The sequence below is a fragment of the Soonwooa sp. genome (genome assembly GCF_030151385.1).
GTDB lineage: Bacteria > Bacteroidota > Bacteroidia > Flavobacteriales > Weeksellaceae > Soonwooa.
This window is the reverse complement of record NZ_JASLDS010000049.1, coordinates 120,600-146,695: the sequence shown is the minus strand read 5'-3', so window position 1 is coordinate 146,695 and position 26,096 is coordinate 120,600. Positions and strand designations below refer to the sequence as shown.

Annotated in this window: 26 protein-coding genes; 8 read left to right on the top strand and 18 right to left on the bottom strand. The window is 36.2% G+C overall.

The window, feature by feature from the left end; all coding sequences use genetic code 11:
• Positions 1-700: 700 nt before the first annotated feature.
• The 5 genes from secD to Q1V95_RS09435 all read right to left on the bottom strand — a co-directional run bounded on the left by secD (position 701) and on the right by Q1V95_RS09435 (position 8,445).
• Positions 701-3,613: a protein translocase subunit SecD gene (secD, locus tag Q1V95_RS09455; RefSeq protein WP_300673080.1), complete on the bottom strand. Its 2,913-nt coding sequence runs from the start codon at positions 3,611-3,613 to the stop codon at positions 701-703.
• A 268-nt stretch (positions 3,614-3,881) separates the two neighbouring features.
• Entirely contained in the window at positions 3,882-5,240 is a 1,359-nt protein-coding gene (gene hemN, locus Q1V95_RS09450; RefSeq protein WP_300673077.1) for an oxygen-independent coproporphyrinogen III oxidase, read from the bottom strand.
• A gap of 105 nt (positions 5,241-5,345) precedes the next feature.
• A complete protein-coding gene (locus tag Q1V95_RS09445; RefSeq protein ID WP_300673076.1) occupies positions 5,346-5,714 on the bottom strand; it encodes a hypothetical protein in 369 nt (122 codons plus the stop codon).
• 1 nt (position 5,715) lies between these two features.
• On the bottom strand, positions 5,716-6,735 hold the full coding sequence (locus tag Q1V95_RS09440; RefSeq protein ID WP_300673074.1) for a glycosyl hydrolase: 1,020 nt from the start codon (positions 6,733-6,735) through the stop codon (positions 5,716-5,718).
• A 195-nt stretch (positions 6,736-6,930) separates the two neighbouring features.
• The gene (locus tag Q1V95_RS09435; RefSeq protein WP_300673072.1) at positions 6,931-8,445 is read right to left on the bottom strand and encodes an amino acid permease; all 1,515 of its coding nucleotides are present in this window, start codon (positions 8,443-8,445) and stop codon (positions 6,931-6,933) included.
• A 176-nt stretch (positions 8,446-8,621) separates the two neighbouring features.
• On the opposite strand from Q1V95_RS09435, the gene pnuC reads away from it, so the two are divergent.
• Positions 8,622-9,305 (top strand): nicotinamide riboside transporter PnuC, encoded by a 684-nt coding sequence (pnuC, locus tag Q1V95_RS09430; RefSeq protein WP_300673070.1) that lies wholly within the window; start codon positions 8,622-8,624, stop codon positions 9,303-9,305.
• Positions 9,306-9,475: 170 nt separating this feature from the next.
• On the opposite strand, the gene Q1V95_RS09425 is transcribed toward pnuC, so the two are convergent.
• The 4 genes from Q1V95_RS09425 to Q1V95_RS09410 all read right to left on the bottom strand — a co-directional run bounded on the left by Q1V95_RS09425 (position 9,476) and on the right by Q1V95_RS09410 (position 13,551).
• Entirely contained in the window at positions 9,476-9,712 is a 237-nt protein-coding gene (locus Q1V95_RS09425; protein WP_300673068.1) for a hypothetical protein, read from the bottom strand.
• Positions 9,713-10,723: 1,011 nt separating this feature from the next.
• Positions 10,724-11,152 (bottom strand): DUF4268 domain-containing protein, encoded by a 429-nt coding sequence (locus Q1V95_RS09420; protein ID WP_300673066.1) that lies wholly within the window; start codon positions 11,150-11,152, stop codon positions 10,724-10,726.
• A gap of 255 nt (positions 11,153-11,407) precedes the next feature.
• On the bottom strand, positions 11,408-12,343 hold the full coding sequence (locus Q1V95_RS09415) for a nitronate monooxygenase (RefSeq protein WP_300673089.1): 936 nt from the start codon (positions 12,341-12,343) through the stop codon (positions 11,408-11,410).
• Between the two features lie 383 nt (positions 12,344-12,726).
• Positions 12,727-13,551 (bottom strand): T9SS type A sorting domain-containing protein, encoded by an 825-nt coding sequence (locus Q1V95_RS09410; protein ID WP_300673062.1) that lies wholly within the window; start codon positions 13,549-13,551, stop codon positions 12,727-12,729.
• A 317-nt stretch (positions 13,552-13,868) separates the two neighbouring features.
• On the opposite strand from Q1V95_RS09410, the gene Q1V95_RS09405 reads away from it, so the two are divergent.
• The 3 genes from Q1V95_RS09405 to Q1V95_RS09395 are packed head-to-tail and all read left to right on the top strand — an operon-like array spanning position 13,869 to position 15,481.
• Positions 13,869-14,648 carry a HipA family kinase gene (locus tag Q1V95_RS09405; RefSeq protein ID WP_300673059.1) on the top strand — a complete coding sequence of 260 codons (780 nt, stop codon included), beginning with the start codon at positions 13,869-13,871 and terminating at the stop codon, positions 14,646-14,648.
• Positions 14,635-15,018, top strand: coding sequence for a DUF3037 domain-containing protein (locus Q1V95_RS09400; RefSeq protein WP_300673087.1), 384 nt, complete (start codon positions 14,635-14,637; stop codon positions 15,016-15,018). The genes Q1V95_RS09405 and Q1V95_RS09400 overlap by 14 nt, the downstream gene beginning before the upstream one ends.
• A gap of 4 nt (positions 15,019-15,022) precedes the next feature.
• Positions 15,023-15,481 (top strand): GNAT family N-acetyltransferase, encoded by a 459-nt coding sequence (locus Q1V95_RS09395; protein WP_300673057.1) that lies wholly within the window; start codon positions 15,023-15,025, stop codon positions 15,479-15,481.
• A gap of 3 nt (positions 15,482-15,484) precedes the next feature.
• On the opposite strand, the gene Q1V95_RS09390 is transcribed toward Q1V95_RS09395, so the two are convergent.
• From Q1V95_RS09390 to Q1V95_RS09350, 9 genes are all read right to left on the bottom strand, one after another.
• A complete protein-coding gene (locus tag Q1V95_RS09390; protein WP_300673055.1) occupies positions 15,485-15,844 on the bottom strand; it encodes a cupin domain-containing protein in 360 nt (119 codons plus the stop codon).
• Positions 15,845-15,909: 65 nt separating this feature from the next.
• Positions 15,910-16,632, bottom strand: a complete 723-nt coding sequence (rluF, locus tag Q1V95_RS09385) for a 23S rRNA pseudouridine(2604) synthase RluF (protein WP_300673053.1) — start codon at positions 16,630-16,632, stop codon at positions 15,910-15,912.
• Positions 16,633-16,743: 111 nt separating this feature from the next.
• The gene (locus tag Q1V95_RS09380) at positions 16,744-17,640 is read right to left on the bottom strand and encodes a T9SS type A sorting domain-containing protein (protein WP_300673051.1); all 897 of its coding nucleotides are present in this window, start codon (positions 17,638-17,640) and stop codon (positions 16,744-16,746) included.
• Positions 17,641-17,921: 281 nt separating this feature from the next.
• On the bottom strand, positions 17,922-18,485 hold the full coding sequence (locus tag Q1V95_RS09375; protein ID WP_300673049.1) for a hypothetical protein: 564 nt from the start codon (positions 18,483-18,485) through the stop codon (positions 17,922-17,924).
• The gene (truB, locus tag Q1V95_RS09370) at positions 18,486-19,187 is read right to left on the bottom strand and encodes a tRNA pseudouridine(55) synthase TruB (RefSeq protein WP_300673048.1); all 702 of its coding nucleotides are present in this window, start codon (positions 19,185-19,187) and stop codon (positions 18,486-18,488) included.
• Positions 19,188-19,509: 322 nt separating this feature from the next.
• On the bottom strand, positions 19,510-20,328 hold the full coding sequence (locus tag Q1V95_RS09365) for an undecaprenyl-diphosphate phosphatase (RefSeq protein ID WP_300673047.1): 819 nt from the start codon (positions 20,326-20,328) through the stop codon (positions 19,510-19,512).
• A gap of 79 nt (positions 20,329-20,407) precedes the next feature.
• Complete coding sequence (locus tag Q1V95_RS09360) at positions 20,408-20,719, bottom strand: DUF3098 domain-containing protein (protein ID WP_300673045.1); 312 nt, start codon at positions 20,717-20,719, stop codon at positions 20,408-20,410.
• A 4-nt stretch (positions 20,720-20,723) separates the two neighbouring features.
• Positions 20,724-21,623: an ABC transporter permease gene (locus Q1V95_RS09355; protein ID WP_300673043.1), complete on the bottom strand. Its 900-nt coding sequence runs from the start codon at positions 21,621-21,623 to the stop codon at positions 20,724-20,726.
• A 377-nt stretch (positions 21,624-22,000) separates the two neighbouring features.
• The gene (locus tag Q1V95_RS09350; RefSeq protein WP_300673039.1) at positions 22,001-22,972 is read right to left on the bottom strand and encodes a T9SS type A sorting domain-containing protein; all 972 of its coding nucleotides are present in this window, start codon (positions 22,970-22,972) and stop codon (positions 22,001-22,003) included.
• A 125-nt stretch (positions 22,973-23,097) separates the two neighbouring features.
• Between Q1V95_RS09350 and rsmA the strand changes: the two genes are divergently transcribed.
• The 4 genes from rsmA to idi all read left to right on the top strand — a co-directional run bounded on the left by rsmA (position 23,098) and on the right by idi (position 26,045).
• A complete protein-coding gene (gene rsmA / locus Q1V95_RS09345) occupies positions 23,098-23,868 on the top strand; it encodes a 16S rRNA (adenine(1518)-N(6)/adenine(1519)-N(6))-dimethyltransferase RsmA (protein WP_300673037.1) in 771 nt (256 codons plus the stop codon).
• A 107-nt stretch (positions 23,869-23,975) separates the two neighbouring features.
• Positions 23,976-24,539, top strand: a complete 564-nt coding sequence (locus tag Q1V95_RS09340; RefSeq protein WP_300673035.1) for a redoxin domain-containing protein — start codon at positions 23,976-23,978, stop codon at positions 24,537-24,539.
• A gap of 22 nt (positions 24,540-24,561) precedes the next feature.
• A complete protein-coding gene (locus Q1V95_RS09335) occupies positions 24,562-25,140 on the top strand; it encodes a hypothetical protein (RefSeq protein ID WP_300673033.1) in 579 nt (192 codons plus the stop codon).
• Between the two features lie 386 nt (positions 25,141-25,526).
• Complete coding sequence (idi, locus tag Q1V95_RS09330; protein ID WP_300673031.1) at positions 25,527-26,045, top strand: isopentenyl-diphosphate Delta-isomerase; 519 nt, start codon at positions 25,527-25,529, stop codon at positions 26,043-26,045.
• Positions 26,046-26,096: the final 51 nt, after the last annotated feature.

Here is a 26,096-nt window from a genome sequence, read left to right as displayed (position 1 = left end):
CATAATTCATAATTCATAATTCATAATTCATAATTCATAATTCATAATTCATAATTCATAATTCATAATTCATAATTCATAATTCATAATTCATAATTCATAATTCATAATTCATAATTCATAATTCATAATTCATTTAACTTCTCGATACATTTCGCTGTGCGAAACACTCGAAGTGACGAAGTACAAATACAAATAGACTTTAGAATTTTAGATTCTTCGCTGCGCTCTGAATGACATTTATAAACACTAACATTGTCATTCCGAGGCACGAGGAATCTCAATAGAAGAATCAGATTCTTCGCTTCGCTCTGAATGACACGTAAAAAAAACATTCCTGTCATTCCGAACATCGTGAGGAATCTCAACTAAATAATCAGAATCTTTATTTTACTCTAATTCACTTAATAACCTAGATAGAAAAAACAAAAATGACGAAGCGTGAATTGTAAATCGTCATTCGTAAAACAAAAAAAATGTAAATCTCAACAATCCTGAATCTAACTTTCACCACGTTGATGCGCCCCGGATGGAACGGTCTGTTGGAGCTCTTTTTCGTGGTGGCTTCGGTACTTCGACTCCGCTCACCAACCCGAAATAGCCACCACGAAAAAAGCGACTAGTGACAGCCGGAAATGGCGCCCAAATAAAAAGCCTTCAGATGATTCTGAAGGCTTTCTTATGTTGTTAAAAAACTGGTTTAGCTTTTTACAATTTCTGCGTTGTCCACAGTTGATTTGCCATGTGGGTTTTCTTCTTTTTTCTTTCCTCTTAGGAAGTCGTAAGCTGTTGCTGACGCGATGAAAATTGAAGAGTATGTACCGAAACCGATACCCACTAATAGACAGAACATGAAGCCTCTTAGATTGTCTCCACCAAAGATGAAAATCGCTAGAATTACCAAAATTGTTGTGAAGGACGTGTTGAAAGTTCTACCAATTGTACTCGAAATTGAGTCATCGAATAGACCAGCCAATGTGATTGCTTTTTTCTCACGAAGATACTCACGAATACGGTCAAAGATGATTACGGTATCATTAATCGAGTAACCAATTACCGTCAGAATTGCCGCAATAAAATCTTGATTGATCTCCATGTTGAATGGTGCGATTTTGTAGAATAATGAATATACACCCAAAATAACTACTGTATCGTGGAATAGACCTGCAACCGCTCCTAATGAGAACTGCCACTTGTCGAATCTCACCAAGATGTAGATAAAGATACCTACTAATGATGCTAATACCGCTAGTGTACCTCCAGTTTTGATATCGTCGGCTACTGTTGGACCAACTTTGGTTGATGATACAATACCTGCGTGACCTTTGTCTGCTGATTTGAAATCTGCTAAAGTCATATTCGCTGGAAGATCCGCTTTAACACCTTCGTAGATTTTTTGTTCTACTGTTTGGTCAGCTTTTAATGATTCGTCATCGATAAGGTAATCTGTTGAAATTTTCAATTGGTTACCACTACCAAAAGTTTTAGCTTCTACAGCAGAGTTTTTACCATCTTCGGTTTGCATAAGTTTTGCAATACTTGCTTCAACTTTTTCGGCATCAACATGTTTTTCGAAACGAACAACATAGTTACGTCCACCTGTAAAGTCAATACCAAATTTGAATCCGTTAACAGCAATTGATGCAATACTGATAATCATCAAAATACCTGAGAAAATATAAGCGTATTTACGTTTTCCGATGAAGTCAATCCATACATTACGGAAAGCATTCTTTGTCATTGGTGTCCATACAGACAATGATTTTCCTTTGCTCAATCTGTTGAAGATCATCAATCTTGATAAAAGAACTGATGTGAACAATGTCATAATCAAACCAATAATCAAAGTTACTGCGAAACCTTGGATTGGTCCTGTACCGAAAATATAAAGGATAACCGCCGTAATCAAGGTCGTAAGGTGACCATCGATAATCGCCGAAATCGCGTGTTTGAAACCGTCTTTGTAAGCTTCTAAAATCGACTTACCACGGAATAATTCTTCTTTTGTTCTTTCGTAAATAATTACGTTGGCATCGACCGCCATCGCCATTGACAATACGATACCTGCAATACCAGGAAGCGTTAATGTCGCATCGATAGAGTCCATAATTCCGAAGATGTAGAACAAGTTGATGATCATCGCAATAACTGCGTAAACCCCTGCTCCACCGTAATAGAATATGATATATACGATAATAACTGCAAATGCAATAAGGAATGACAATACACCCGCTTGGATAGATTCCGCTCCCAATGAAGGACCAACAACATCCGCTTGTACAATTTTAGCACCTGCAGGTAATTTACCAGCTCCTAAAACATCTGTTAAATCTTTAGCTTCTTGTTGTGTGAAGTTACCAGAAATCTGTGTTCTACCATTCGGGATTACACCTGATACGTTAGGCGCAGTATACACTCTGTTATCCAAAGTTACAGCAACTGGCTTGTTAACGTTTTTCTCCGTCATTGTTTTCCACTCTTTCGCACCTTTGCTGTCCATTTGCATGTCAACAACGATACGTCCGATTTGGTCATAACTAACATTAGAACTTTCTACCGCTCCATCTACTGGCGCTTTTTGGTTGATGTTCCCACGAATTGCATAAAGCACCAAGTTGTTAGGATCTTCTCTCTCTGGCTTGTATCCCCACATGAATTGAGTATACTTAATGTTAGTTGGTCTAGCTTTGATAGCAACTTCACTGTTAAGGATTTTGTTAACAATAGCTGTATCTGACAATTTAACATTAGCAACACCATTAGAACGAAGCGTGTTAATCTGAAGTGCTTTTACTAAATCAGTATTATTTTTAACACCCATAGAGTCACCTTTAGCACGAACCAATTGTCCTAACTGCTCGAAGTAAGGATATACCTCTGGCACTTGTTGAACTTCCCAAAACTGAAGTTTTGCTGAAGTCGCCAACATTTTTTTAACTCTGTCGATATCTTTGATACCTGGCATCTCTACCAAGATACGTCCAGTACCAGCCACACGTTGTACGTTAGGTTGTGTAACACCCATCTTGTCAATACGTGTACGGATAACCTCGTAAGCTGTACCTACAGATTGATCGATTTTCTTTCTTACAATATTTTTAACCTGCTCGTCAGTTGTGTTAAATTTGATCTCCGTCAAATTTGTGTTACCGAAGATCTCAGGATCTGCAAGTTTTAGATTTGTACCTTTCTCTTTGTTGACAATGTCAAACTGAGTAAAGAAATCATCAATAAATAACTTTGTTGAGTTTCTTTGTACTTTTTCTGTTCTGTTAAGTGCTTCGATTAATACAGGATTTGCAGAATAATTAGTTAAATCATTCACCAAATCTCTTTGATTAATTTCCAAAAGCACGTTAATACCACCTTTAAGGTCAAGACCAAGCTTCATTTCTTTAGCTTTTGCGTCAACATAGTTAAGTTTTGTGAAACCTAAATTCAATGTATCCTTAGATAGTCTTGCAATCTCCTCTTGGTATTTTTGTTGGTTATCGCCAGCAACAGCCAATGCCTCTTTTTCTATTTTATTAGCATAGAAAGATGGCAAAAGCTCGTTAAGACAGATAAGTCCTAGCACGATAGCAACCAATGTAACGAGTCCTTTTCCTTGCATTTTTTAATATATATTAATTCATTAAGTCGGCAAATATAATGATTTTCTCTATAAATAAGAATTTGATTTTGTGTAATTATTAACAAATTATATTAAAAACCTTAACTTTTTTTTAAGTTAATTTTAATCTAGTCTCAAATAATTGATAAAATCGGAATCTTTTCAAAACTTTGTCAGTGCTTTTAGCAAAACAAAAAAAGAGCTGATTGCTCAACTCTTTTTTTTATTATTTTAAAACTTTTCTCGAATAAAAATTCAATTCAGCCTATTAAATCGTCATTGAAAAAATGCGGGTTTCAGGTTTGTTGCGCATCATTCTAAGATCAAAAACCATTGCTACATTTCTTGTAAACGCTCTCCCCTTTTCGGTAATTTTGATTTGATGGTCTGCAAATTCTACCAAGCCGTCCGCTTCCATTTCTTTTAACATTTCTAAAGCATTTTTTAACTCGGGGAAGCTTGTTTGTACATCCCAAGTTGTCTCTAGTTGACACATCAAATTAAGGATATGACGACGAATCACCAAATCTTCTTCATTTAAAATATGACCTTTAATAACTGGAATTTCGCCGTTTTCGACTTTAATTTGATACTCCTCCACAGACTTTTCATTTTGTGCAAAAGCATACCAAGAATCCGAAATCGAAGATGCGCCAAGTCCTACCATCAATTGGGTTTTGCTTGACGTGTAACCCATAAAGTTTCGGTGCAGTTTTTTTCCTGTCAAAGATTGGTACAAGTCATCAGATTCTAAAGAAAAATGATCCATCCCGACTTCGATGTAACCAAGATCTTCGAGAAGCTTTTTGCCGTTTTCGTATTGCTTACGTTTTTCTTCTCCAGATGGCAAATCTTTCTCATCGAAACCACGTTGTCCAACACCTTTTATCCAAGGCACATGCGCATAAGAATAAAATGCCAAACGATCTGGTTTTAATTCCAAAGTTTTACGAATTGTAAGCTCGGTTGTTTCCCAGTTTGAATGTGGCAAACCAAACACCAAATCATGAGAAATACTTTGATAACCTATTTCTCGCGCTAACTTCGTTACCTTTTCTACGTTTTCGAAAGGTTGAACTCTGTTAATGGCTTTCTGAACTTTAATATCATAATCCTGAACACCAAAGCTCACTCTTCTAAATCCTAAATCATAAAGTGTCTGTAGATGTTCTTTGGTTGTATTATTCGGATGTCCCTCAAAAGAAAATTCTTGATGTTCTGCAATTTCTACAGTTTCAAAAATTGAAGACAAAAGCGTTTTCAAATTCTCAGGTGAAAAGAAAGTTGGCGTACCACCACCCAAATGCAATTCTTTAAGAATCGGCTTTTCGTCGAATAATTCTAGATAGAGTTTCCATTCTTTAATGACAGATTCTAGATACGGAACCTCAACCGAATGCTGCTTTGTAATACGCTTGTGACATGCACAAAATGTACATAAAGCTTCACAAAAAGGTAAATGAATATAAATTGAAATTCCTTCTTTGGCATTAGACTCTTTGAAAGTTCTTACCACACTTTGCTTCCATAATTCTGAAGAAAATGAAGCGTCGTCCCAATACGGAACAGTAGGATAAGACGTGTAACGCGGACCTGGAATATTGTATTTGTCAACTAATGAAATCATCTTGTCTTCGACATTAAAATTGACTGCAAAGTTACGAAATAGAAGTCAGAGTTAAATATACTTTCCAAAAGCCAAAAACTGACTTTTGTTGCTTCAATTAGAAAATTATTCAATCTCGGGAATCATCAATTCTAGTTTGGATTTTTTAGTAAAATCTTCTTTCCAGTTTTTTCCGAAAAGTTGTTCCATTTTTTTATCTTCTTTTTGATTATTGTTAATTACACTTTGTTTCAACACATCCGAAATCTCGCAACCAGCAACTCTTTTTATTTTAAAACCAAACTTCTGAGTAACCAAACTATCTTGTTCTTCTGCATATCCAACTGGATAGGCTTCTCCATAAATCAAAAAAGTTGGAAGTTCTTCTTTTACTTCCTTATCGACTTTTTTGGGTGTCGCTGCGTTACTATTACTAGTCTTTTCTTGACAATTAAGAAGTGAAAAAATCGATATTAAAACCAAAGCATTTTTCATATTAATCTAAAAAACTAAGTTTTGCAATTTTATTTTTCCCTGCCAAAACCAAAGTTTTAGCATCCAACCATGCGCAAGTATAAAAATCTTTAGCATCTGAAATCTTTGTCCAAGTTTTTCCAAAATCCTTAGAATAACTGATATGACCATCGCCTAAAGCTACAATCTCTTTGCCTTTAGATTTTGGTTTTATCTTAACGCAAGTCGAATAACCAGCATTTTGTCCAGAAGCTTGTATTTGCCAAGTTTTGCCACCGTCGTTGGTTGTCGCGATGTTGTTAATATTTTCGGATTGATTTTTATAATCACCACCAACTGCAATACCAAAATTTTCGTCCGCAAAATCAATAGAATAAATACCTTGCGAAGAAGTACCTTGCACGAAAGGTGTCTCGAAAGCTTCCCATTTGGAAACTTTGGACCAATCAAACTTGAAAACCCGAGCTTTTATACCTCCTGTAGCTATCCAAACTTTATCGCCTTGCATTGCAATGTTGGAATTACTGGCCGCAAAATGCGCTTCTCCTTTCGCATAGGTTGGTAATTTGTCAATAATATCTATCGGGTCACCATTGACCACCATGTAAAAGTCAATTTTCCCATTACTAAAGGGGTCGCTAATGGCTAATCCATTATTCGTTTTAGAATCGATTTTGTAAGAATCATAAAATGTGGTAGAGTCCGTAAATTTTGCTAATTCAGAAATTTTAAAGTCTTTATTAATACTATAAAACTGTGCTGGAGAACCAATATTAACTGTTTGAAATGAGCCATCTTTAAATCTTGCTAGCACTCGAAATTCTTGGTTAAGCTCATTAATTTTTATTTGTTTTTGTTGCTTAGAATTTTTGATATCTACATAACCAAACTTGGATTGCGAGCCTGCATACCAAACTTTGCCATTGTGAATCTCGATGGCGCGAATGCTAATGTTATCCGTTAACAAAGTGTCAATCTTGATGTTTTGAGATTTTGAAAATCCAAAAATTGCTAGTGATACAAAAAGGAAAAATGATTTCATGGCTTGTAAATATTCGAAGGACAAATTACTATTTTTATTTCAAATATGCGTACGGGCGGAGGGCATTGTTGGAGCTCGTTATGTGAGGCGGCGCGGCGCAGCGGAGCCGTCCGAACATAACAGCGACTGCCCGCAGACCGAAATGACGCCCAAATAAAAAACCCGCTCAAAAAAAGCGGGCTTAAAAAAATATAGTTAGTTATCGGTGTTCTTGTGTGGATTGTTAATATGGCTATGTTTGCGACCATAGAACATATAAACCAAAACGCCCAATACGAGCCAGCCAGCAGACAATTCTAAAGCGTGCGCGCTAAGGTTAAGAATCAAATATAAGTTGATGAAAACGCCCAAAGCAACAACAACTTTATAAGCTGGCACTTTGAAGCTTCTTTCTAGATTCGGTTCTTTCTTACGCATTACCCAAACTGCGATACACACTAATGTAAACGCGAATAATGTTCCAAAACTTGTCATATCTGCCAAGGTCGAAATCGGTGTAAAAGCCGCGATAAATGCAACCACCAAACCTAAAAGAATAATACCTTTTGCTGGTGTTTTAGTTTTTGGATGAAGCTCGCCCAAGAATCTTGGAATAAGACCGTCTTTTGACATTCCGATGAAGATTCTTGATTGTCCCATCATCATTACCATGATTACAGAGATAAGTCCTACAGTCGCCGCAATGGTAACAATATTACTTGCCCAATGGTAACCAGCAATTTCGAATGCATACGCTACAGGCGCTTTAATCGCTTCTGGAAATTTTCCTTCTGGGTTAAAGTTTGTATAATGCATCATTCCTGTCAATACCAAAGACACGCAAATATAAAGCGCTGTACAAATAAGCAAAGAAGTGATAATAGCAAACGGAACATCTTTTTTAGGATTAATCGCTTCACCAGCTTGCGTTGACACCGCATCGAATCCGATATACGCGAAGAAGATTGCCGCAGCACCAGAGATTATCCCTTTGATGCCGTAGGCGGAGACCATTTCGCCTTCAGGATTTTTGACTAGCGTTTCGGCTGGGATAAAGGGTTTCCAATTTTTAACACCATCCACAGCATTGTATAGGTCTGTATTTGTGAAAATAATATAAGCACCAGCAATGATTACAAAAATAACCGCCGAAGTCTTCATAATTACGATAAGGTTGTTAGCGCCAGCCGCTTCTTTGGTACCTTTCACCAATAATGCTGTAATTAACAACACAATAATGAAAGCTGGTAAATTCATCGAAAAGCCTGTACCACTATAACTTGCAGGGTCCGAAGTTAGCCAAGACGGCAAATGGACGCCAAAGATTTTTAGAAATTTATTAAAATAGCCCGACCAACTCACGGAGACCGCCATACTTGCCATGGCATATTCGAGAATGAGACACCATCCCATTGCCCAAGCGAAAATTTCGCCAACTGTTCCGTAAGCATAGGCGTACGCAGAACCTTCCACTGGCAATATCGAAGCAAATTCGGCATAGCAAAGGGCTGCAAAAACACAGGCAATACCAGCAACAATAAAGGAAATTGCAAGCGCTGGACCAGCGTGATAATAAGCGCCCGTCCCTGTCAGTACGAAAATACCACCACCAATAATAGCACCTACACCAATCGCCGTTAAACTCCATTTACCAAGAACTCGTTTCAGTTCACTTTTCTTCATGTCAGCCTCATAAGCACTGAGCGGTTTCTTTGTCCAAATACTCGACATAATATTTTCTTTTCTTTCTATTATATATTTCAGATTACGAAAATATAAAAAAATTACAATTACAACATCAAATCCTAAAAAAATATTAAAATCGATTAATAGATTAGCCAATTTTTAACATTAAAGATATAATAATAATATTCCTCATTTTTTGTTAAATATGTATCTTTACAATTATGACGGACTTTTTCCTAAACTTAGGCGCACAATACCAATCCTACGACACTTATCTAATTGTCTTAGAAGCTATTGCAACATTCTTTGGTATTGCAAGTGTCTACTATACCATCAAAAAAAATATTGGCGTATACCCAACTGGCATCATTTCGACGGTGCTTTTCACCTACGTTATGTTTGTTTTTGGGTTATTAGGCGACATGCTTATTAATGTATATTATACCGTGATGAGCATCTACGGCTGGATATTATGGCACAGAAACGCCAATGATAACATCCACGTTGACATCGAAAAAGCGAGTTCTAAAGAATGGAAAAGCGCAGGATTATTATTTGTTGGCAGCCTTATTTTCGTTGGCTTGGTATATTACTACAAACCTTTTATCGACAACCATTTTTCTATGCAAGGCGTGCGATTGGGAATGTACCACCTCGACTGGGCAAATTATATGGACATCCTTACCACATCGCTATTTCTGGTCGGAATGTACCTAATGGCGAAACGCGCGGTTGAAAGTTGGTATTTTTGGATTGCAGCTGACATCATTTGCATCCCAATGATGTTGTACAAAGGACTTGCCATCACTTCGCTACAATATTTTGTGTTTACATTCATGGCTATTGTCGGTCTTATCGAATGGCGAAAAAGCCTTAAATCGAATTTTCGAAATGAGGATAATTAGGAGCAGGACAGATTTCTCTTCGTAGAAGATTCTCGCCCGCTTTCCGCTGTATCTTTTGTTATGGACTTTGGGCGGAGCCAAAGCGTCAAGCCTTCCAAATCCGCTCAGCGTCCGCCACAAAAGGATGCCGCTTCAATCGGGGCTAGATGTATATTTTCAGTTTTGCTTGACTAATTGAGTCCACTCAATTTTTCCGAATACTCTTTAGAAAACACAGCTTTGTCTTCTTGCAACTTTTTGAAATCTGTTGGCAAAATATAATTGAACAAAAAGGCATTATCCTCATCAACAAAAATAAGTTCCTTTTCTTCGCCATCAATCAAAGATGCAAAAATATCCCACATCGACTGGTCTTTCAATTTCAACAATTCGAAAAAATCTTTAGCTTTTATTGTTATTTTCTTCATAATATTTTTTAGTATTTTCCCAATTTTTTGCCTACCAAAAACAGATCTTCGAAAGCTTTTTTGTTAAACAATCTACGAATTGCCAAATCTTCGTCCAAAATTATCATTTTTATTACCGCGAAACTGATCAATGAGCAGAAAGTTTAGAAATTAACAGGTCGCTCCTACAGAGCTCCTCGATTCTTTACACAAATTTGCTATTAGCAGAATGCTCCGAAGGAGCATAACCTACAACTCGAAATCATCAATAAATCATCTTCAAGTAATAAATCACTGCGACGCGTTCCGAAGAAACGAACTATTCTTTACAAACAAAAAAATAGTATTAAACAATTAACAGGTCGCTCCTACGGAGCTCCCAGATTCACTACACAGATTTGCTATTAACAAAATGCTCCGAAGGAGCATAACTTACAACTCGCAATTATCAACAAATCATTTTGTTGCGACCCGTTCCGAAGGAACGAATTATTCTTTGAAAACAAAAATAGTATTACACAATTAACAGGTCGCTCCTACGGAGCTCCCCAATTCTTCACACAAAATTTGCTATTAGCAGAATGCTCCGAAGGAGCATAACTTACAACTCGCAATAACCAACAAACAATTTTGTTGCAACGCGTTCCGAAGGAACGAACTATTCTTTGAAAACAAAAAATAGTACTAAACAATTAACAGGTCGCTCCTACGGAGCTTCTCAATTCTTCATACAAAATTTGCTATTAGCAGAATGCTCCGAAGGAGCATAACCTACAACTCGCAATTATCAACAAATCATTTTGTTGCGACGCGTTCCGAAGGAACGAACTATTCTTTGAAAACAAAAAATAGTATTACACAATTAACAGGTCGCTCCTACGGAGCTCCCCAATTCACCACACAAATTTGCTATTAGTAGAATGCTCCGAAGAAGCATAATTCATCATTATAAAAAATCCTTTCCAAATCGGGAAATCATAAATTCTTAAACTATCTTTTAAACATAATTCGTAAATTCCAAATCGCAATTCTCTACACGTCTTTTATAAAATCTTCATATTCATAAAAGAACATTTCGAAAGCAGTCATTTTTTCGACAAAGAATTCAAAAGTATCAGGCCAAGTTTGTTTATTAAAAACACTGACGCCAGTTTTAGTTACCCAAATGCGGCTGATGACTTTTCCGTTTTCCAAAACAAAATGTTCATCCATTTCGAAATCGCCAATCTCATCACGAAGTAAATCTTCCAAAGATTGAATCTTTTCAAAATAAGCATTTCGAAACAATTCGTCTTTCATTTCGATATCGAGAGAGACTTCAGCTTTTTTATTATCCGCATTGAATTTAAAAGAAAAATCTTTAATCTTAGTATCATACAGCAACCATTTTCTAGGAAAAGCTTTCCCGAAAGCCGTCCAAAATTCTTTCTTTAGTTGCGCTGCTTCTTGTTTTGAAAACACGTTTTATTAGTTTTTAGCAATGGGTTAGTAATTGATAGTTTCTAGTGTTTAGTGTTTAGTGTTTAGTGTTTGGTGTTTGGTTTCAATTTTATTAAAAAACACCATTTTGTAGATTCTTCATTTCGCTACGCTCCATTCTAAATGACATTCAATAAAAAATCTCCGCCCTGTCATTCCGAACATCGTGAGGAATCTCAACTAACAATAGGATTCTCCATTTCGCTACGCTGCGTTCTGAATGACAGAATCCGAAAACTACAACTTCAAATCTACATTAGCAGTGTTAAACTCTGCCACCAAATTCTTGATTACTTGTTCAACTGGTAAAACGCTATCGATAAGCGCTGAAGATTGTCCAATCTCCAATTCGCCTTCCACCATATCTCCTTCGAACATTCCACGTTTTGCACGTGCTCTTCCTAAAGTTTCTTTTAGCGCTTCAACATTTCTACCCTCTTGGTAAAGCGCTTCCAAATCGTTAAAAAACTTATTTTTCACTAATCTAACTGGCGCTAATTCTTTTAAAGTTAAATGCGTATCACCTTCACCAAGTTCAACAATTTTATTTTTGAAATTATCGTGAGAACTCGCTTCCGTGGTTGCAGCAAAACGAGAACCAATTTGCACACCATCAGCACCAAGAATCATTGCTGCTTTCATTTGTGCACCAGTTGCAATTCCGCCTGCTGCAATTAGTGGTGTAGAAATATGTCGTTTAACATTTGGAATAAGTGACAAAGTTGTTGTTTCATCACGACCGTTATGTCCACCTGCTTCAAAGCCTTCTGCAACAATCGCGTCAACACCAGCTTCTTGACATTTAACAGCGAATTTGGTTGATGATACAACATGGGCGACTTTGATGCCTTCTTTTTTTAGAATTTCTGTGTAAGCTTTTGGACTTCCCGCAGATGTGAAAACAATCTTAACACCTTCCTCCAAAATGATATTGATAATCTCTTCAAGATTTGGATACAACAACGCTACATTAACACCAAAAGGTTTATCTGTTGCTGCTTTACACTTTTGGATATTTTCTCTAAGAATATCGGGATACATACTTGCAGAACCTATAAGTCCCAATCCACCATTGTTAGAAACTGCTGAAGCCAATCTCCAGCCACTGTGCCAAATCATCCCACCTTGGATGATTGGATATTTTATATTGAAAAGTTCTGTTATTTTATTCATATTTTGTTGGTAATCGTAAGCTTTCTTCGCAATACCGAAGTCGATGAAACTTGACATTCTGTTGAATATTTTCCCAAAAATAAGGATTCCCTTTCAAAAATAAAAAGCCACCGCATTAAAAGAGGCTACTGATAAAAACCTCTATATGAAAAAAAGCAGAAAATTTAAATTCTCTGCTTTTTTTATTTGATTGAAAATCAATAACTTGGAATTGAAGTCATTTTGGCAAATTGCTCAAAAACTTCTGTTTTTCAAAAATAAGCCACTTTTTCAGTGACCTCCATTAAAATGCGGTGACTTCCACCATTAAAATAAAAAGAACGTCTACTTGTGTTATTCGTTTGAAAAACTTTTAAAATAAAACCTCTTAAAAATCGAGGTATTTATTTAACAATAAATTTCACTTTTTCAGTTCCATATTCAAGGAGGTAAAGCCCAGATAGATAAACACTGGTATCAATATTTAATTTGGTATCAGTAGCTCTTTTTTCATAGATTAGTTTTCCACTCATATCTAGGATCCTTACAAGACTTCCTTTTTCTATTCCTTCAACATTGAGATTAGTACTGACAGGATTAGGAAATATTTTCAAAGATTGTTTTGCATCATTTGTATTAACATCAAGTGTTGAAGCTTTTATATTAATAGTATAATCTTCGGTTTCGCCGTTATCCATTATATCTTGCGGATTTGTACTTATATTACATGGCAATTCGTCAGTAGAATTCATATTATAGCCATCATCTTCAACAATTCTGATGCGCATTCTGGTATTGCCCAAAGTTGCATTGGCTGGTATCACAATATTCTTGGTGATTTCTGCAATATTACTACTTGGCGTTCCTAAAGTTTCAAAACCTGTTGTGCCAGCAACTTTTTCCGAGGCTTCAAAGATGTTGTTCTGGTTAAAATCTATCCAAACACCATATCCGCAACCTCCTATTTTGTTAAAGCTTATATTTAATGGATAAGTATCTCCTTGTACAAAAGATACTGTTGGCAGATTATTATAAAAAATATATCTAGGAAATGCTGCTTGTCCTGTATTAAGATTTGAAAGCGTACCAAAACTTACTGAATTGATATAATCGTTAAGAGGACCATGTGGTTCATCAAAAGATGCATCGCAATATGGCGAAGGCGAGGTAGATTGTGCATAGCTAATTACAGCACAAAAACTACAAACTAATAAAAGATTTTTTTTCATGATTTCACTTTTTATTGTAAAATTATTAAGGGTAAAATTGTATTTTATAAAAAATGTTCTGAAACACTTATCTTTTGTTCCGAAACAAAAAGTCTATTTAAAATTGTAAAGTGTTATTTAAACATTACGTCGGAATAGACTGTTGATTTTTGTACCAAAAAATCTCAACGGCGCGGTTGCGCCCCGACCTGAACGGAGCTCTTTTATTTTTTGAGTGGTAGAAAAAGCCTTGGCGAAAAAATAAAAAGCGGGAGTGGAGGGCGGAAAAGGCGCCCAAATAAAAAATATTCCTTTATTTTTACATTTTAAATTACAAGATGGATTTATCATTACGGACGGTCACCGTCTTACGCTATATCTTGCCGTTGCGCGAGGGCGGCTCGTTGCCTGCTTTGGCGGAAGCCGACGACGACTTCAAATATGTGTTGAAATTTCGTGGCGCTGGTCACGGCGTGAAAGCTTTGATTTCGGAATTAGTTGGAGGCAAAGTGGCTCAGATTTTGGGATTGCGAACGCCCGAATTGGTTTTTGCAAACTTGCACGAAGATTTCGGAAGAACTGAAGCCGACGAGGAAATTCAGGATTTGTTGAAAGCAAGTGTTGGATTAAATTTGGCCTTACATTATTTGTCTGGTGGCATCAATTACGATCCTGCTGCCGTAAAAATCGATGGTAAATTGGCATCCGAAGTTGTTTGGCTAGATGCTTTCCTTACCAATATCGATCGTACTTTCCGAAATACCAATATGCTATATTGGCACAAGGAATTGTGGTTGATTGATCATGGTGCTTCCTTGTATTTTCACCACTCTTGGGATAATTGGGAAAAGAATGCCGTGAGCCCATTTGTGATGATAAAAGATCATGTTTTGTTACCGCAAGCCAACCAATTGGACGAAGTCAACACAAGATTCCGAGCGATATTGACGGATGATGTTTTGCGCGAAATCGTGGAATTAATTCCTGAAGATTGGCTACAGTGGCGCGATACCGAACTTTCGCCAGAGGAAATAAAAGAGGTGTATTTTCAGTTTTTGACAAGACGTGTTGCCCATTCTGATAACTTTGTAAATGAAGCGAAACATGCAAGAGGTTAAACTATATGAGTATGCGGTGATTCGTTTGGTGCCAAAGCCCGAGCGTGAGGAATTCATCAATGTTGGTGTGGTGCTTTTTAGCAAACGTGAAAAATACATCAAAGTAAAAACGAAACTTTGCTCCGACCGAATGAAATGTTTTGTTTGTGAAACAGAATTTGACATCATCGAAAAACATTTGACGTCTTTTGAAAACGTTGCAAAAGGCGGGAAAGATTCTGGACCAATTGCACAGCTCGAAATCCCCGAGCGATTCCGTTGGTTAACGGCTGTGCGAAGTTCCATCATCCAAACATCGCGTCCTCATGTTGGACAAGCCAAAGATTTGGATGTGGCTTTTGATCGACTGTTTGAAGATTTAGTGCTGTAAAAAAATGAAAACGCCCCTACTCGATTTTCAATTAATTACGGATGATTATCCATATGAGCTTTTGCTTTTGGCAGATGAAACACGCGACGCGATTGACAAATATTTGTTGAGTTCTGACGTCTATCTCGTAAAACTAAACAACGACAAAGTTGGTGTATTTTGCTTGTATCATCAAGATTCTGAAGTTATTGAATTAAAAAACATTGCCGTTTCTGAAAAGTATCAACGACAAGGAATTGGCGAACAAATGATAACGCATATCAAAAAAATCTGCTATCCAAAATACAAGCGTATTATTGTTGGAACGGCAGATTGTGGGATTAATCAGATTCGGTTTTATGAAAGAAATGGGTTTCTTAAATATGATGTTAGGAAGAATTTCTTTATCGAAAATTATCCCGAACCTATTTTTGAAAATGGCATTCAGTTAAAAGATATGCAACTTCTGAAATTTGAGTTTTAAAAGCTACTCTTCGCGATTAACCAAATCCATTGAAAATGCGGGAAGACAAATCGCAACATATTCGCAAGCTTCCGAAAACGGATTAGAATATCTAACGCGCGCACCTTTTTCAATCAAGATGCTTTGACCTTTTTCTAAAACGATAATTTCACCATCGATTTCGAATTGTTTCTTACCAGAAATAATCAAGGTAAATTCGTCAAATTCTGGAGTTTGATGTGGCTCGCTCCAATTGGGAGGCGCGACCATGTGCGCAATCGAAATATTTTTGTTCCCTGTCGAGTTTCCCCAATGTTCTTCTATCAGTTTTCCATCAGTAGTTGGTACTACAAAAGGATTTGCTTGGATTTTGTACTTTTTCATTTTTTTGAGTTTGAGTTTGGATTTGGGTTGTATGATAACAAACGTAGGAAATTCTCTAGCAATATCTAGTCAAAAGTCTTAGACGAACCTTCAAGAAGTTGATTAAGTTCTAGTAATTCTTCTTTTGTAAGATCGCGCCATTTGCCTACAGGAAGATCTAGTTTAATATTAAGAACACGGATACGTTTTAGTTTTTTAACATCGTAACCAAGATATTCGCACATTCTACGAATTTGACGATTAAGCCCTTGTGTCAATACAATTCTAAAAGTCATGGTGTCTATTTGTTCAACTTCACATTTCTTAGTTACTCTATCTAGGATAGGAACGCCATTTCTCATTTTGTTTAGAAAAGTTGGCGTAATAGGTTTATCAACTCGAACAATATATTCTTTGCCGTGGTTATTTTTGGAACGTAGAATTTTATTGACAATGTCACCGTCAGAAGTTAACAAAATCAAACCTTCACTTGGCTTGTCAAGACGTCCAATTGGGAAAACACGTTTTGGATGCTTAATGTAGTCAATGATATTATCTTTTTCGCGCTTCGTGTCAGTTGTACAAACAATGCCAACTGGTTTGTTAAACGCAATATAAACATGCTCTTCTTCAGTTTTTCTAATGGAAACGCCATCAACAAAAATTTCATCCTCGTCAGAAACTTTCGTTCCCAATTCTGGAATTACACCATTAATAGTGATACGACCTTCTTCTAAAAGCTTATCTGCAGCTCTTCGTGAGCAATATCCAACTTCCGACAAATATTTATTAATACGTGTTTTTTCCAATCCAAAAAATTTTCTTCAAAATTAAAACTAAATAAGAAGCCAAACAACTCTTGTACAAAACAAAAACACGCCCCAAATGATTGAGGCGTTAATTGTGAAATAATATTAAAATTATTTTTTGATAATCTTGTTAGTATAGTTAGCTTTGTCTGTAGCAACTTTTACAACATAGTTTCCTTTTGGAAGTGCAGATACATCAACCGATGTAGCTGAATCTTTCACAGTTTTAACCAATCTACCATTTGCATCGAAAATCTCAACCGTGTTGATTTTTTCATTGATTCCGAAGTTTAGAACTTCTGCAGTAGGGTTAGGATAAACGCTCATCACATTTTTAGTAAAATCAGCCACAGCAAGCGTTGTAGTATCTCTTACTTGGATGTTATCAAAGTATGCATCACTACCGTAATTATCGATGTAGAAATCCATCTCGTCAATTGTAGTCCCAGTATTCGTTGTTGTCTGTGTATGGATTAAACTATTATTAACAAAATACTTTAATGTTTTAGCTCCAAAATCGATATCTACACGCACTTTAGTCCATTGACCAGCAGTGTAAGTTCCTTTGGTTTCATATTGACTTGTTGTAAAGTTCCCAATTTTAACATTTCCTTGGTAATTGAAATCCATATTAATCATGGCCTTCTCTCCAGCAAAAAGAATAAAAAAGTTATCAGAACCACCGAACTCAGGAACCAATACATCAAAAGTAACACTCGTTTTATTAAAACTAGGTACATTTGTAATAAAGATACCTCCGTCTTCCTCATCATCAGCATTAAGAATCTTCACAGAATTAACACCATCAGAAGCATTCTCAGAAGTAATTTCAGCAACTTCTTGCACACCAACACCATCAGCATAGAATGTTCTAACTGTTGTACTTTGACCAACCAATTCTCCTAAAGAAAAACCTTCAGAAGCCTCGAATGAAACTTTACTAGTTTGCGCATTAACCGAATAAAAAACTGCAGTAGTTGCAATTAAAGAAAATAGAACTTTTTTCATAAAATTTTAAAGTTTAGCTTATTAACTCGCAATAATACAATAATAAAAACTAAAAACCAACCTTAAAACTTAAATAACAACGCCATTTACTTAAATATAGTTGAAATAAAAATGCAATAATTTAAATATAGCGTAAAAACAAAACCTTTAAAACTCTGATATTCAGTAAGGTAAAAAATATATAATCCAAGAAAGCTAAAAAGTACGCGAAAGACGATAAACAAAAGAAAAAAATCAAAAAAAGATGATAAATATCAACAATCTGCTGAAAAGGAAATTTTCTAATATCTTTTATTCGAAAATAAAACCAAACCATAAGTTAGTCCAATGAAAAAAGTGCCATTTCCATCCATAACCTGATTTTCTATATTAAGCGAAAAGTACTGCCCCAAATTACTATTGATGGCTTCCATTTTTCCTACACTTAAACCAACAAAACCTGCATTTTTTGCTGCGGTGTGATTTATTTTATTACCATATTTTGCACTGATAAACAAAAAATCATCGTCGGTTTTATCATTGATAAAAAAGTATGGCTGAACTGTAAAATACAGCAAATGATAATTGGGATCAATATAACTGTAGCGCAAACCTCCTGCTAAAGCAAACCAACTTAGCGGCTGATAACCTATTTGCGAAGAAAACCCGTAATTAAATTTTCCTGGTGGAACCTGTCTGCGCTCCTCCTCTGTTTTTGCCCGATTAGATTTGATAATTGAAGCCAAATCAAAACCAATATTTGCATCTACTGTTGTAAAGAATCCCAAATTCTTCCTAGGAGGATAATCTTGTGAGAAAGCAAAGCTTGACAATACAAGCATCAAAAGGAATAAATGTTTTTTCATTTAGATATCTTCAAAATGATAATCGTTGTCAAGAAATTTTTCAGAGGCATTTTCGATGCTATAATCGCCAATTTTTGTACGACGCAATTGTGTTAGATATCCACCAACACCCAAATCTTGACCAATATCGTGCGCCAAACTTCGGATATAAGTTCCTTTGCTACAACCAACGATAAAACTCACCAAAGCACCGTCGATTTTAATATCATTAATATAGTGAATCGTTGTCTTTCGGGATTTCATTTCTACTTCTTCACCAGCACGTGCTAGGTTGTACGCACGTTCGCCATCAATTTTCAAAGCAGAGAAAACAGGCGGTTTTTGGTCGATTTCGCCAACGAATTTCTCTAAAGTTTTATGAATATCTTCTTCTGTAATATGAGAAAAATCCTGATGTAGAATCTCAGGCTTTTCAGTGTCATAAGATTCTGTCTGAACACCGATTTTTACTTCTGCCCAATATTCTTTTGGTGCGTCTTGGATTTCGGGAATTCTTTTGGTGAATTTTCCTGTACAAACAATCAACAGTCCAGTCGCACGTGGATCCAAAGTTCCTGCATGACCAATCTTGAATTTCTTCGGAAGTTCTTTAAATTCTCTTTTTAGTTTGTACTTTAGTTTATTAACCGCTTGAAAGGAAGTCCAATCCAAAGGTTTGTCCACTAAAAATATATAACCTGCTTGTAATTGTTCTGAAGTCACGATGTCGTGTTTAGTTGTTGGTTGTCGGTTTTTAGTTTTTAGTTTTTAGTTTTTAGTTTTTAGCAAAATTAATTCGTAAATCTTAATTCGTAAATCTTAATTCGTAAATCCTAATTAATTCTTAAAAAAAACAGAATTTCTCTACTGTTTTGTATCTGCAACCCGACTTATCTCATTTCGCCAGTTTTTTTTATTTGATTCGATGAATCTCGTTCCTCAATTTGAGCGGAGCTCTTTTTATTTTTTTTGAAAAACAAAAAAGCGAGAGCACTTCGATAAACTCAGTACAGGCTCAGGCGGAATTGTTGCCTAAATAAAAATTCTACTTAAACCACGTAAAATAAATCAACAAAGCCACGCCAACAAAAATTCTGTACCACCCCCAAGGTCTGAAACCATATTTGTTAAGGAAAGCGATGAAAGACTTAATGGCAATCAACGCAGTTACGAATGCCACGATGTTTCCGACGATAAAGTACAACATATAATCGTGCGAGCTCAAAAGCATTTGATAACCTTTGGTAGCATGATCTGTTCCCTCGCCCCAAGTTTTCACAAAAATAGAATATACCGTCACAGCTAACATAGTCGGAACTGCTAGGAAGAACGAAAACTCAGCTGCCGCTTTTCGTGTTAGACCTTGCGTCATACCTCCAATAATAGAAGCTGCACTTCTACTGGTTCCTGGCATCATCGCAAGACATTGCCAAAAACCAATGATTAAAGCCTTTTTTATTGTGACTTGTTTTTCATCATTAATGGTTGGATTTTTAAACCAATTGTCTGCAAAAAGTAACACAACACCGCCAAGAACCAAAACCGTCGAAATAGCGATTTGATTTCCGAGAACAGCTTCGATTTTATCATCAAAAAGTTTTCCTAAAACCAAAGCAGGGATAACAGCAACCGCCAATTTGATATAGAAATTAAGGTTTTTAAAATCAAAAAACTTCTTCCAATAAGCTGCAACAACCGCCAAAATTGCCCCGAACTGAATAGACACTTGGAACATTTTTAGAAATTCGGTTTCCTGCATTCCCATAAGACTCGCGGTAAATCCCATGTGCGCTGTAGAAGAGATTGGTAAAAACTCTGTAAGTCCTTCTACAATGGCAATAATAATAGCTTTGATTAAATCCATAGTTGTGTTTAATTAAAAAAAACTTTGAAAAAGAACAGAACTCTCCCAAAGTTTTAATATTGTTTTTTCTAAATTTTAATTACTTTTTGTCGCGTTTCAAAATCGCATAAACCTGAATCACAAATCCTGCAATAACAAGGAAAGGCGCAATTCTTACACGGCGAATCGAGAAGATATCCTCGTTCCAATAGTTAGGATCTAACTTTCCTTCTGGCGTTGTGTTGGCATCGCCACCCATCATAAGGATAAATCCAAAAACGATGCAAGCCAAACCAATCAACATCCATTTGAAGTTGGTTTTACCAAAATAAAAATTATTCTCCTTAGCAGGCGTTGGCGTCGTAGAGGGACTTCCAAATTTGTCTGCAGAATATTTATCCTTTTTTGCCATAATCTTATGAGTAATACAAGTCATCAACATGAGATCTTAAGAATCTCCAAGTTGCAAATATAGTACTTAGAACTGTAATTAAAACACCTACCGCAAAAACTACAATCACTAATAATAAATACTGATTAGGATCATTAACGAATGGCGTACCAATCTCGTTAGTAAAGAAGTACCAAAGTCCGCCCAGCGCAGCCAATCCAATTAAAGCACCTATCAAACCAAGTACAATTGCTTCGATAACAAAAGGCTTCAAAATGAAACGGCGCTTCGCACCAACCAACTGCATCGTCTTGATAATAAACCGCTTAGAGTAAATCTTCAGTCGAATCGAGTTGTTAATCAACACTATAGCTAAAATCAAAAACAAAATCGAGAAACCAAAAATCCATTTCAAGATTCTATTAAGATTGTTATAAACGTATTTGGTCAACGTATCGTCATTCTTCACCTCCTTAATGCCAGGCACTTTAGAAAGTTCGGTTACAACTTGCTGAATTTTTGTAGGATCAACATATTCTGGTTTTAGCGAAACCTCAACAGATGGCGGAAAAATATCGGCATCAAATAAAGCTTCCGAGTCAATACCCATACTTTTTCGAGCTTCCACAGAAGCTTGTTCTCTTGAGATGAAAGTCGCCTTTTTCACAAAAGGAAGCGTCTTGATAAGTTCGTAACTTACCTGATTATCCTTTTCTATTTTGGCAGAATCTTTCACATCTAGATGTTCGTCAAAATAGGCTTGCACAACCAATTGTTCCTTAATATAATCCGAATATTTTTGAGCATTTATCAAGATCAACCCGAATAAGCCCACAAGAAAAAGAACTAAAGCAATACTTATAACTACGGTAATGTTACTGGATCGTAATCTACTTTTGTTAATATCCTCTACAGTCTTTGGCATTAATAAAAATTTTCTGCTAAAATAGAAAATAATATTCACTTAAGCCTCCAAAATAGGGCAAAGTATTGTTAATAAAATCATAAAAAGCACAATTCTGGATTCGCATTTTTCAGAATAATTTGGGCAATCCCGCAAAAACCAGCAGCTTAGCCTCGCCAATTTTGCGGTCGGGCTGTTCGCTATATCTTTGCGGTTACGTTCGGACGGCTCCGCTACGCTCCGCCGCCTCACTCCACCACAAAGGATGCCGCTTCCATCCCTATTGCAAAACAACGCCTCGAAAGAAATAAAATTACACAAAAGAAAAATTCAAAAACAAAAAGGTCGGAAGCAAAGCTTCCGACTTAATTCCGTCTAAATAATGTTCAAAAAAATTATTATTTTTTGATCATTTTCTCAACGTGTACAGCTTTATCAGTTGTAATTTTCAACATATAGATTCCAGAAGATAAGTGATTCACGTTAACCTCAGCAGTTTTAGCAGAAAGATTCAACTTACCAGAAGCATCAAAAATATCAACAGATACAACTTTCTCATCTGTTTGGATTTTAAGAACATCTTGTACAGGATTTGGATATATTCTTAGCTTGCTTGCAACAGTAGCAGGTGTTGCTACACCTAGATTTCCTCCACTAACAGCTTCTGCTTTATAATCATCAAAACCTAAAGTATGGACAATTGCATTAGATCCAGAACTAATACTTACAAAATCCATTTCTCCTGGTGTTGTACTAGGAATTGTATTATAAGTAGGATTTGTAGAATCCACAAAATACGTTCCCCCTGGATACGTCCAAGTAATCTCACCTGTAGAATAATTGTATGTATAACTTACGGGCACCCATGTATTTTTTTCATAAGTTTCTGCTCCTAAGTTAAACAATAGATTAGCGTCCGTATTGTCCGCTTTCTTCTTTAATCGTGCAATACCTCTAATGTTTTTGGTTTGGAAGTCGTACAAAATACCTGCAACACTAGAATACTCTCCATCAAAAACCACTGATCTTACAGTTCCCGTTCCAGTACCAGCTTCTGCACCTGTGTAAAGCATAAACGAAACTTTTAACAAATTGTTTTTTGTATCTCTCGAGCTCCAAGAGAAAAGTCCATCTGGTTTGTAAGCGTACATGCTTTCGCTTTTAGTTCCGCCAACAATCTGCAATGATTTTCCATGCGCCGCATCAATATTTACAATTTGATAGTTGGCATCTGTACCATTCATTGTTTCAAAGCCAAATTGCTCCCCCAAATTACCCAATGCAAAAGCATTAAAGTTTTCTTGTTCCAAAATTTGCGCATTGCTCACCAATCCCGCTAGAGAAAGGGAAAGTAGTAAAATTCTCTTCATATAAATTTAGGTTTAAAAAGCCGCAAATATAAGCCTAAATCCCCATCAACAAAGGAAATCTTGATAATTTGGCGAAAAATTGTAATTTTCTCTTTAATAAGGCTAAATTTGCAAAAAATAATCACTTGAACGTACGTGCCAAAAAACATCTGGGTCAACATTTTCTAACAGACCAAAATATTGCAAGAAACATTGTCGATGGACTTTCCTACCAAGGCTATGACCAAGTTTTGGAAGTTGGTCCTGGCATGGGCGTACTAACGAAGTCTCTGTTGGACAAAACAACAGAAACCTTTGTTGCAGAAATCGATACAGAATCTATCGATTACCTTAAGATACATTATCCCAAATTACAAGAACAACATTTTGTTGGTGACTTTCTGAAAATTGATATTCCAACCGTTTTTAAAGGACAGCTGGCTGTTATCGGAAATTTCCCGTACAATATTTCGTCACAGATTTTATTTAAGATTGTTGATAATTACGAAGTGGTACCAGAGATGGTTGGGATGTTCCAAAAAGAAGTTGCAGAACGTACAGCGGCAAAACCACGCACCAAAGATTACGGAATTTTGTCGGTGATGATCCAAGCTTATTACGATGTTGAATATCTTTTCACGGTTCACGAAAATGTTTTCAATCCACCACCAAAAGTAAAATCTGGTGTTATCCGAATGCTCCGAAATCCAAAAGAAGGTTTGGCTGGTAACGAGGAGCTTTTCAAAAAAATTGTAAAATCAGGTTTTAACCAAAGACGTAAAAAATTGAGCAACGCTCTAAAAGTTCTCAACATTCCTGAAAGTATGAAAACACATTCTTTCCTTGATATCAGAGCGGAAGAACTTTCGGTTGCCGATTTTATTAGTTTTGCTAATGAATGGAAAGCTGCAACCTAAAAAAATATAAAAATTATTACTCAAAATATTGAATACGACCAGAAAATAAATTTTCTGGTCGTATTTGTTTTTAGAAAAGTTGTATTTTAGAAACATAAAATACAATTATGAAAAAGCTTATTTTGCTCACACTTATCCTTCCTTTTGTTTTTTCGTGTCAGAAAAAAGAAGAACCCGATATCGATCGTACAAAAGAATTAGCTGAATATCGCAAAAAATTAGTCACACTAGAGCTTGGGCAAAATCTAAAAGATTTTTCGGCAAAGACAATTTCTGGCAAAACTTTTAATACAAAAGACTTCCACGGAAAAACCTTGGTGATTATTGCTTATCCCAAAAGTTACCTCCAAAAGTCTGATACATACGATATGCCTGCCGAACTAACGCGCATCTACGAAGCTACAAAAGATAAAGCCAACTTCATTGGTATTGTTGAGGACCACGATAGTGATGAAAACGCACTTCATCAAAAAATGAAAAGCGCTGGAATTCCATTCGATCAAATTGATAATACACAAGGCTCTAACAAGAATCGACAAATTTTATTTGGTGCCGTTTGTTATCCTTCCAAAACAGTCATCGACAAAAGTGGCAAAATTATCTATAACAAATGTGGCGGCTTTGGTGAAGAAAATTTAATTTCTGTTATAGACAGCTTGACACAAAAGTAATTTCAAAAACGCTGTTCCAAAAATGAAAAAATTTTTGACATCGAGAATAGTCGTGAGGACGATTAGTGTTCTTTTGGTCATATTTTGGACTTATCGATTAATTAACAATTATCTCACAACTAAAAAAAATACGATTCCTTTCAGCGAAGTCAGTAATGTGAAATATCGCAAAAAATATGGCTTGCCGATTCTGGACTTCGATTCTACACAAATTGGAAAGCAAAATAAAGACTCAGAATTTTTTATAGAACTAAAGCTAAACACCAAACTATTCTATAAACTTGACTATAATAAAAAATACAGCATCGAAACGGATTATTTCTTATTAAAAGATAGCACGATTTTGAGAATAGCATTTGATCATCCCTCCAAAAGTTGTATTCTTGGTTATGCTGCAACTGATAAAAATGGGAATTCAAAAAAAATACGTTTTTCGGAGTTTTATCAGCTTTTAAAAGACAATGATTTTCATCTTTCTAATGACACGTTATTCTACAACAGTAAATTAAAAAATGGTGCTTTGATAATCGACCCACAAGAATTAAAAATTGAAAACTATTATTTAGAAAATGCAGATAAACTTCTTATGTCTCCCCACTGATTTTTTATTATAAATTTTGATTCTGCTCGCTGAGCGAATTGCTGTTTATAAATCAAAAATCGTAAACCAAAAAAAATATCTCGAGATGCTGATTGCTCATGGCTGTTAGCTATTAGCTCATAATTCAAAAATCCTAATTCAAAAATTACAAATCGTAAACCAAAAAATACAAATTTCCAACGACTTAGAATAGCCTAGCCCTGATGGAAGCGACATCCTTGCGGCGAGTGAGGCAGCGGAGCGCAGCGGAGCGCAGCGGAGCGCAGCGGAGCGCAGCGGAGCGCAGCGGAGCGCAGCGGAGCCGTCCGAGCGAGCTCGTCAAGATACAGCGGACAGCAGGAATAGCTCCTAATAAATAATTTGAAAATTTTGACTAGCTTTGTGTTATGGAAGAACGCGTAGTTTTAGTAAATCCACAGGACGAGGTTTTGGGATTGATGGAGAAGATGCAAGCGCATGAAAATGCTTTGCTACATCGGGCTTTTTCGGTGTTTTTGTTTAATGATAAAGGCGAAATGCTTTTGCAACAACGTGCCGCTGGAAAATACCATTCGCCTTTACAATGGACTAATGCGTGCTGCAGCCATCCTCGCGAAAACGAATCTTACCTAGATGCTGCGAAACGTCGTCTACAAGAGGAATTAGGAATTTCGTCGGACTTAACTGAGCGTTTCCATTTCTTGTACAAAGCTGATGTTGGTCAAGGTCTTTGGGAACACGAGTTGGACTATGTTTTCACAGGAGAATACAATGGCGAATTTGCACTGAATGCAGAAGAAGTGGCGGCTATAAAATACATTTCCATCGACGAGCTAAAACAAGAAATTGAAGAATTCCCAGAGCGTTATACGGAGTGGTTCAAAATCATTTGGGACGAATATCGAAATCATTTAGAACTTTCTTAATTACGTAATTTCCTTTAAACAAATCTAAATATCGCTAGATTTTATTTATAT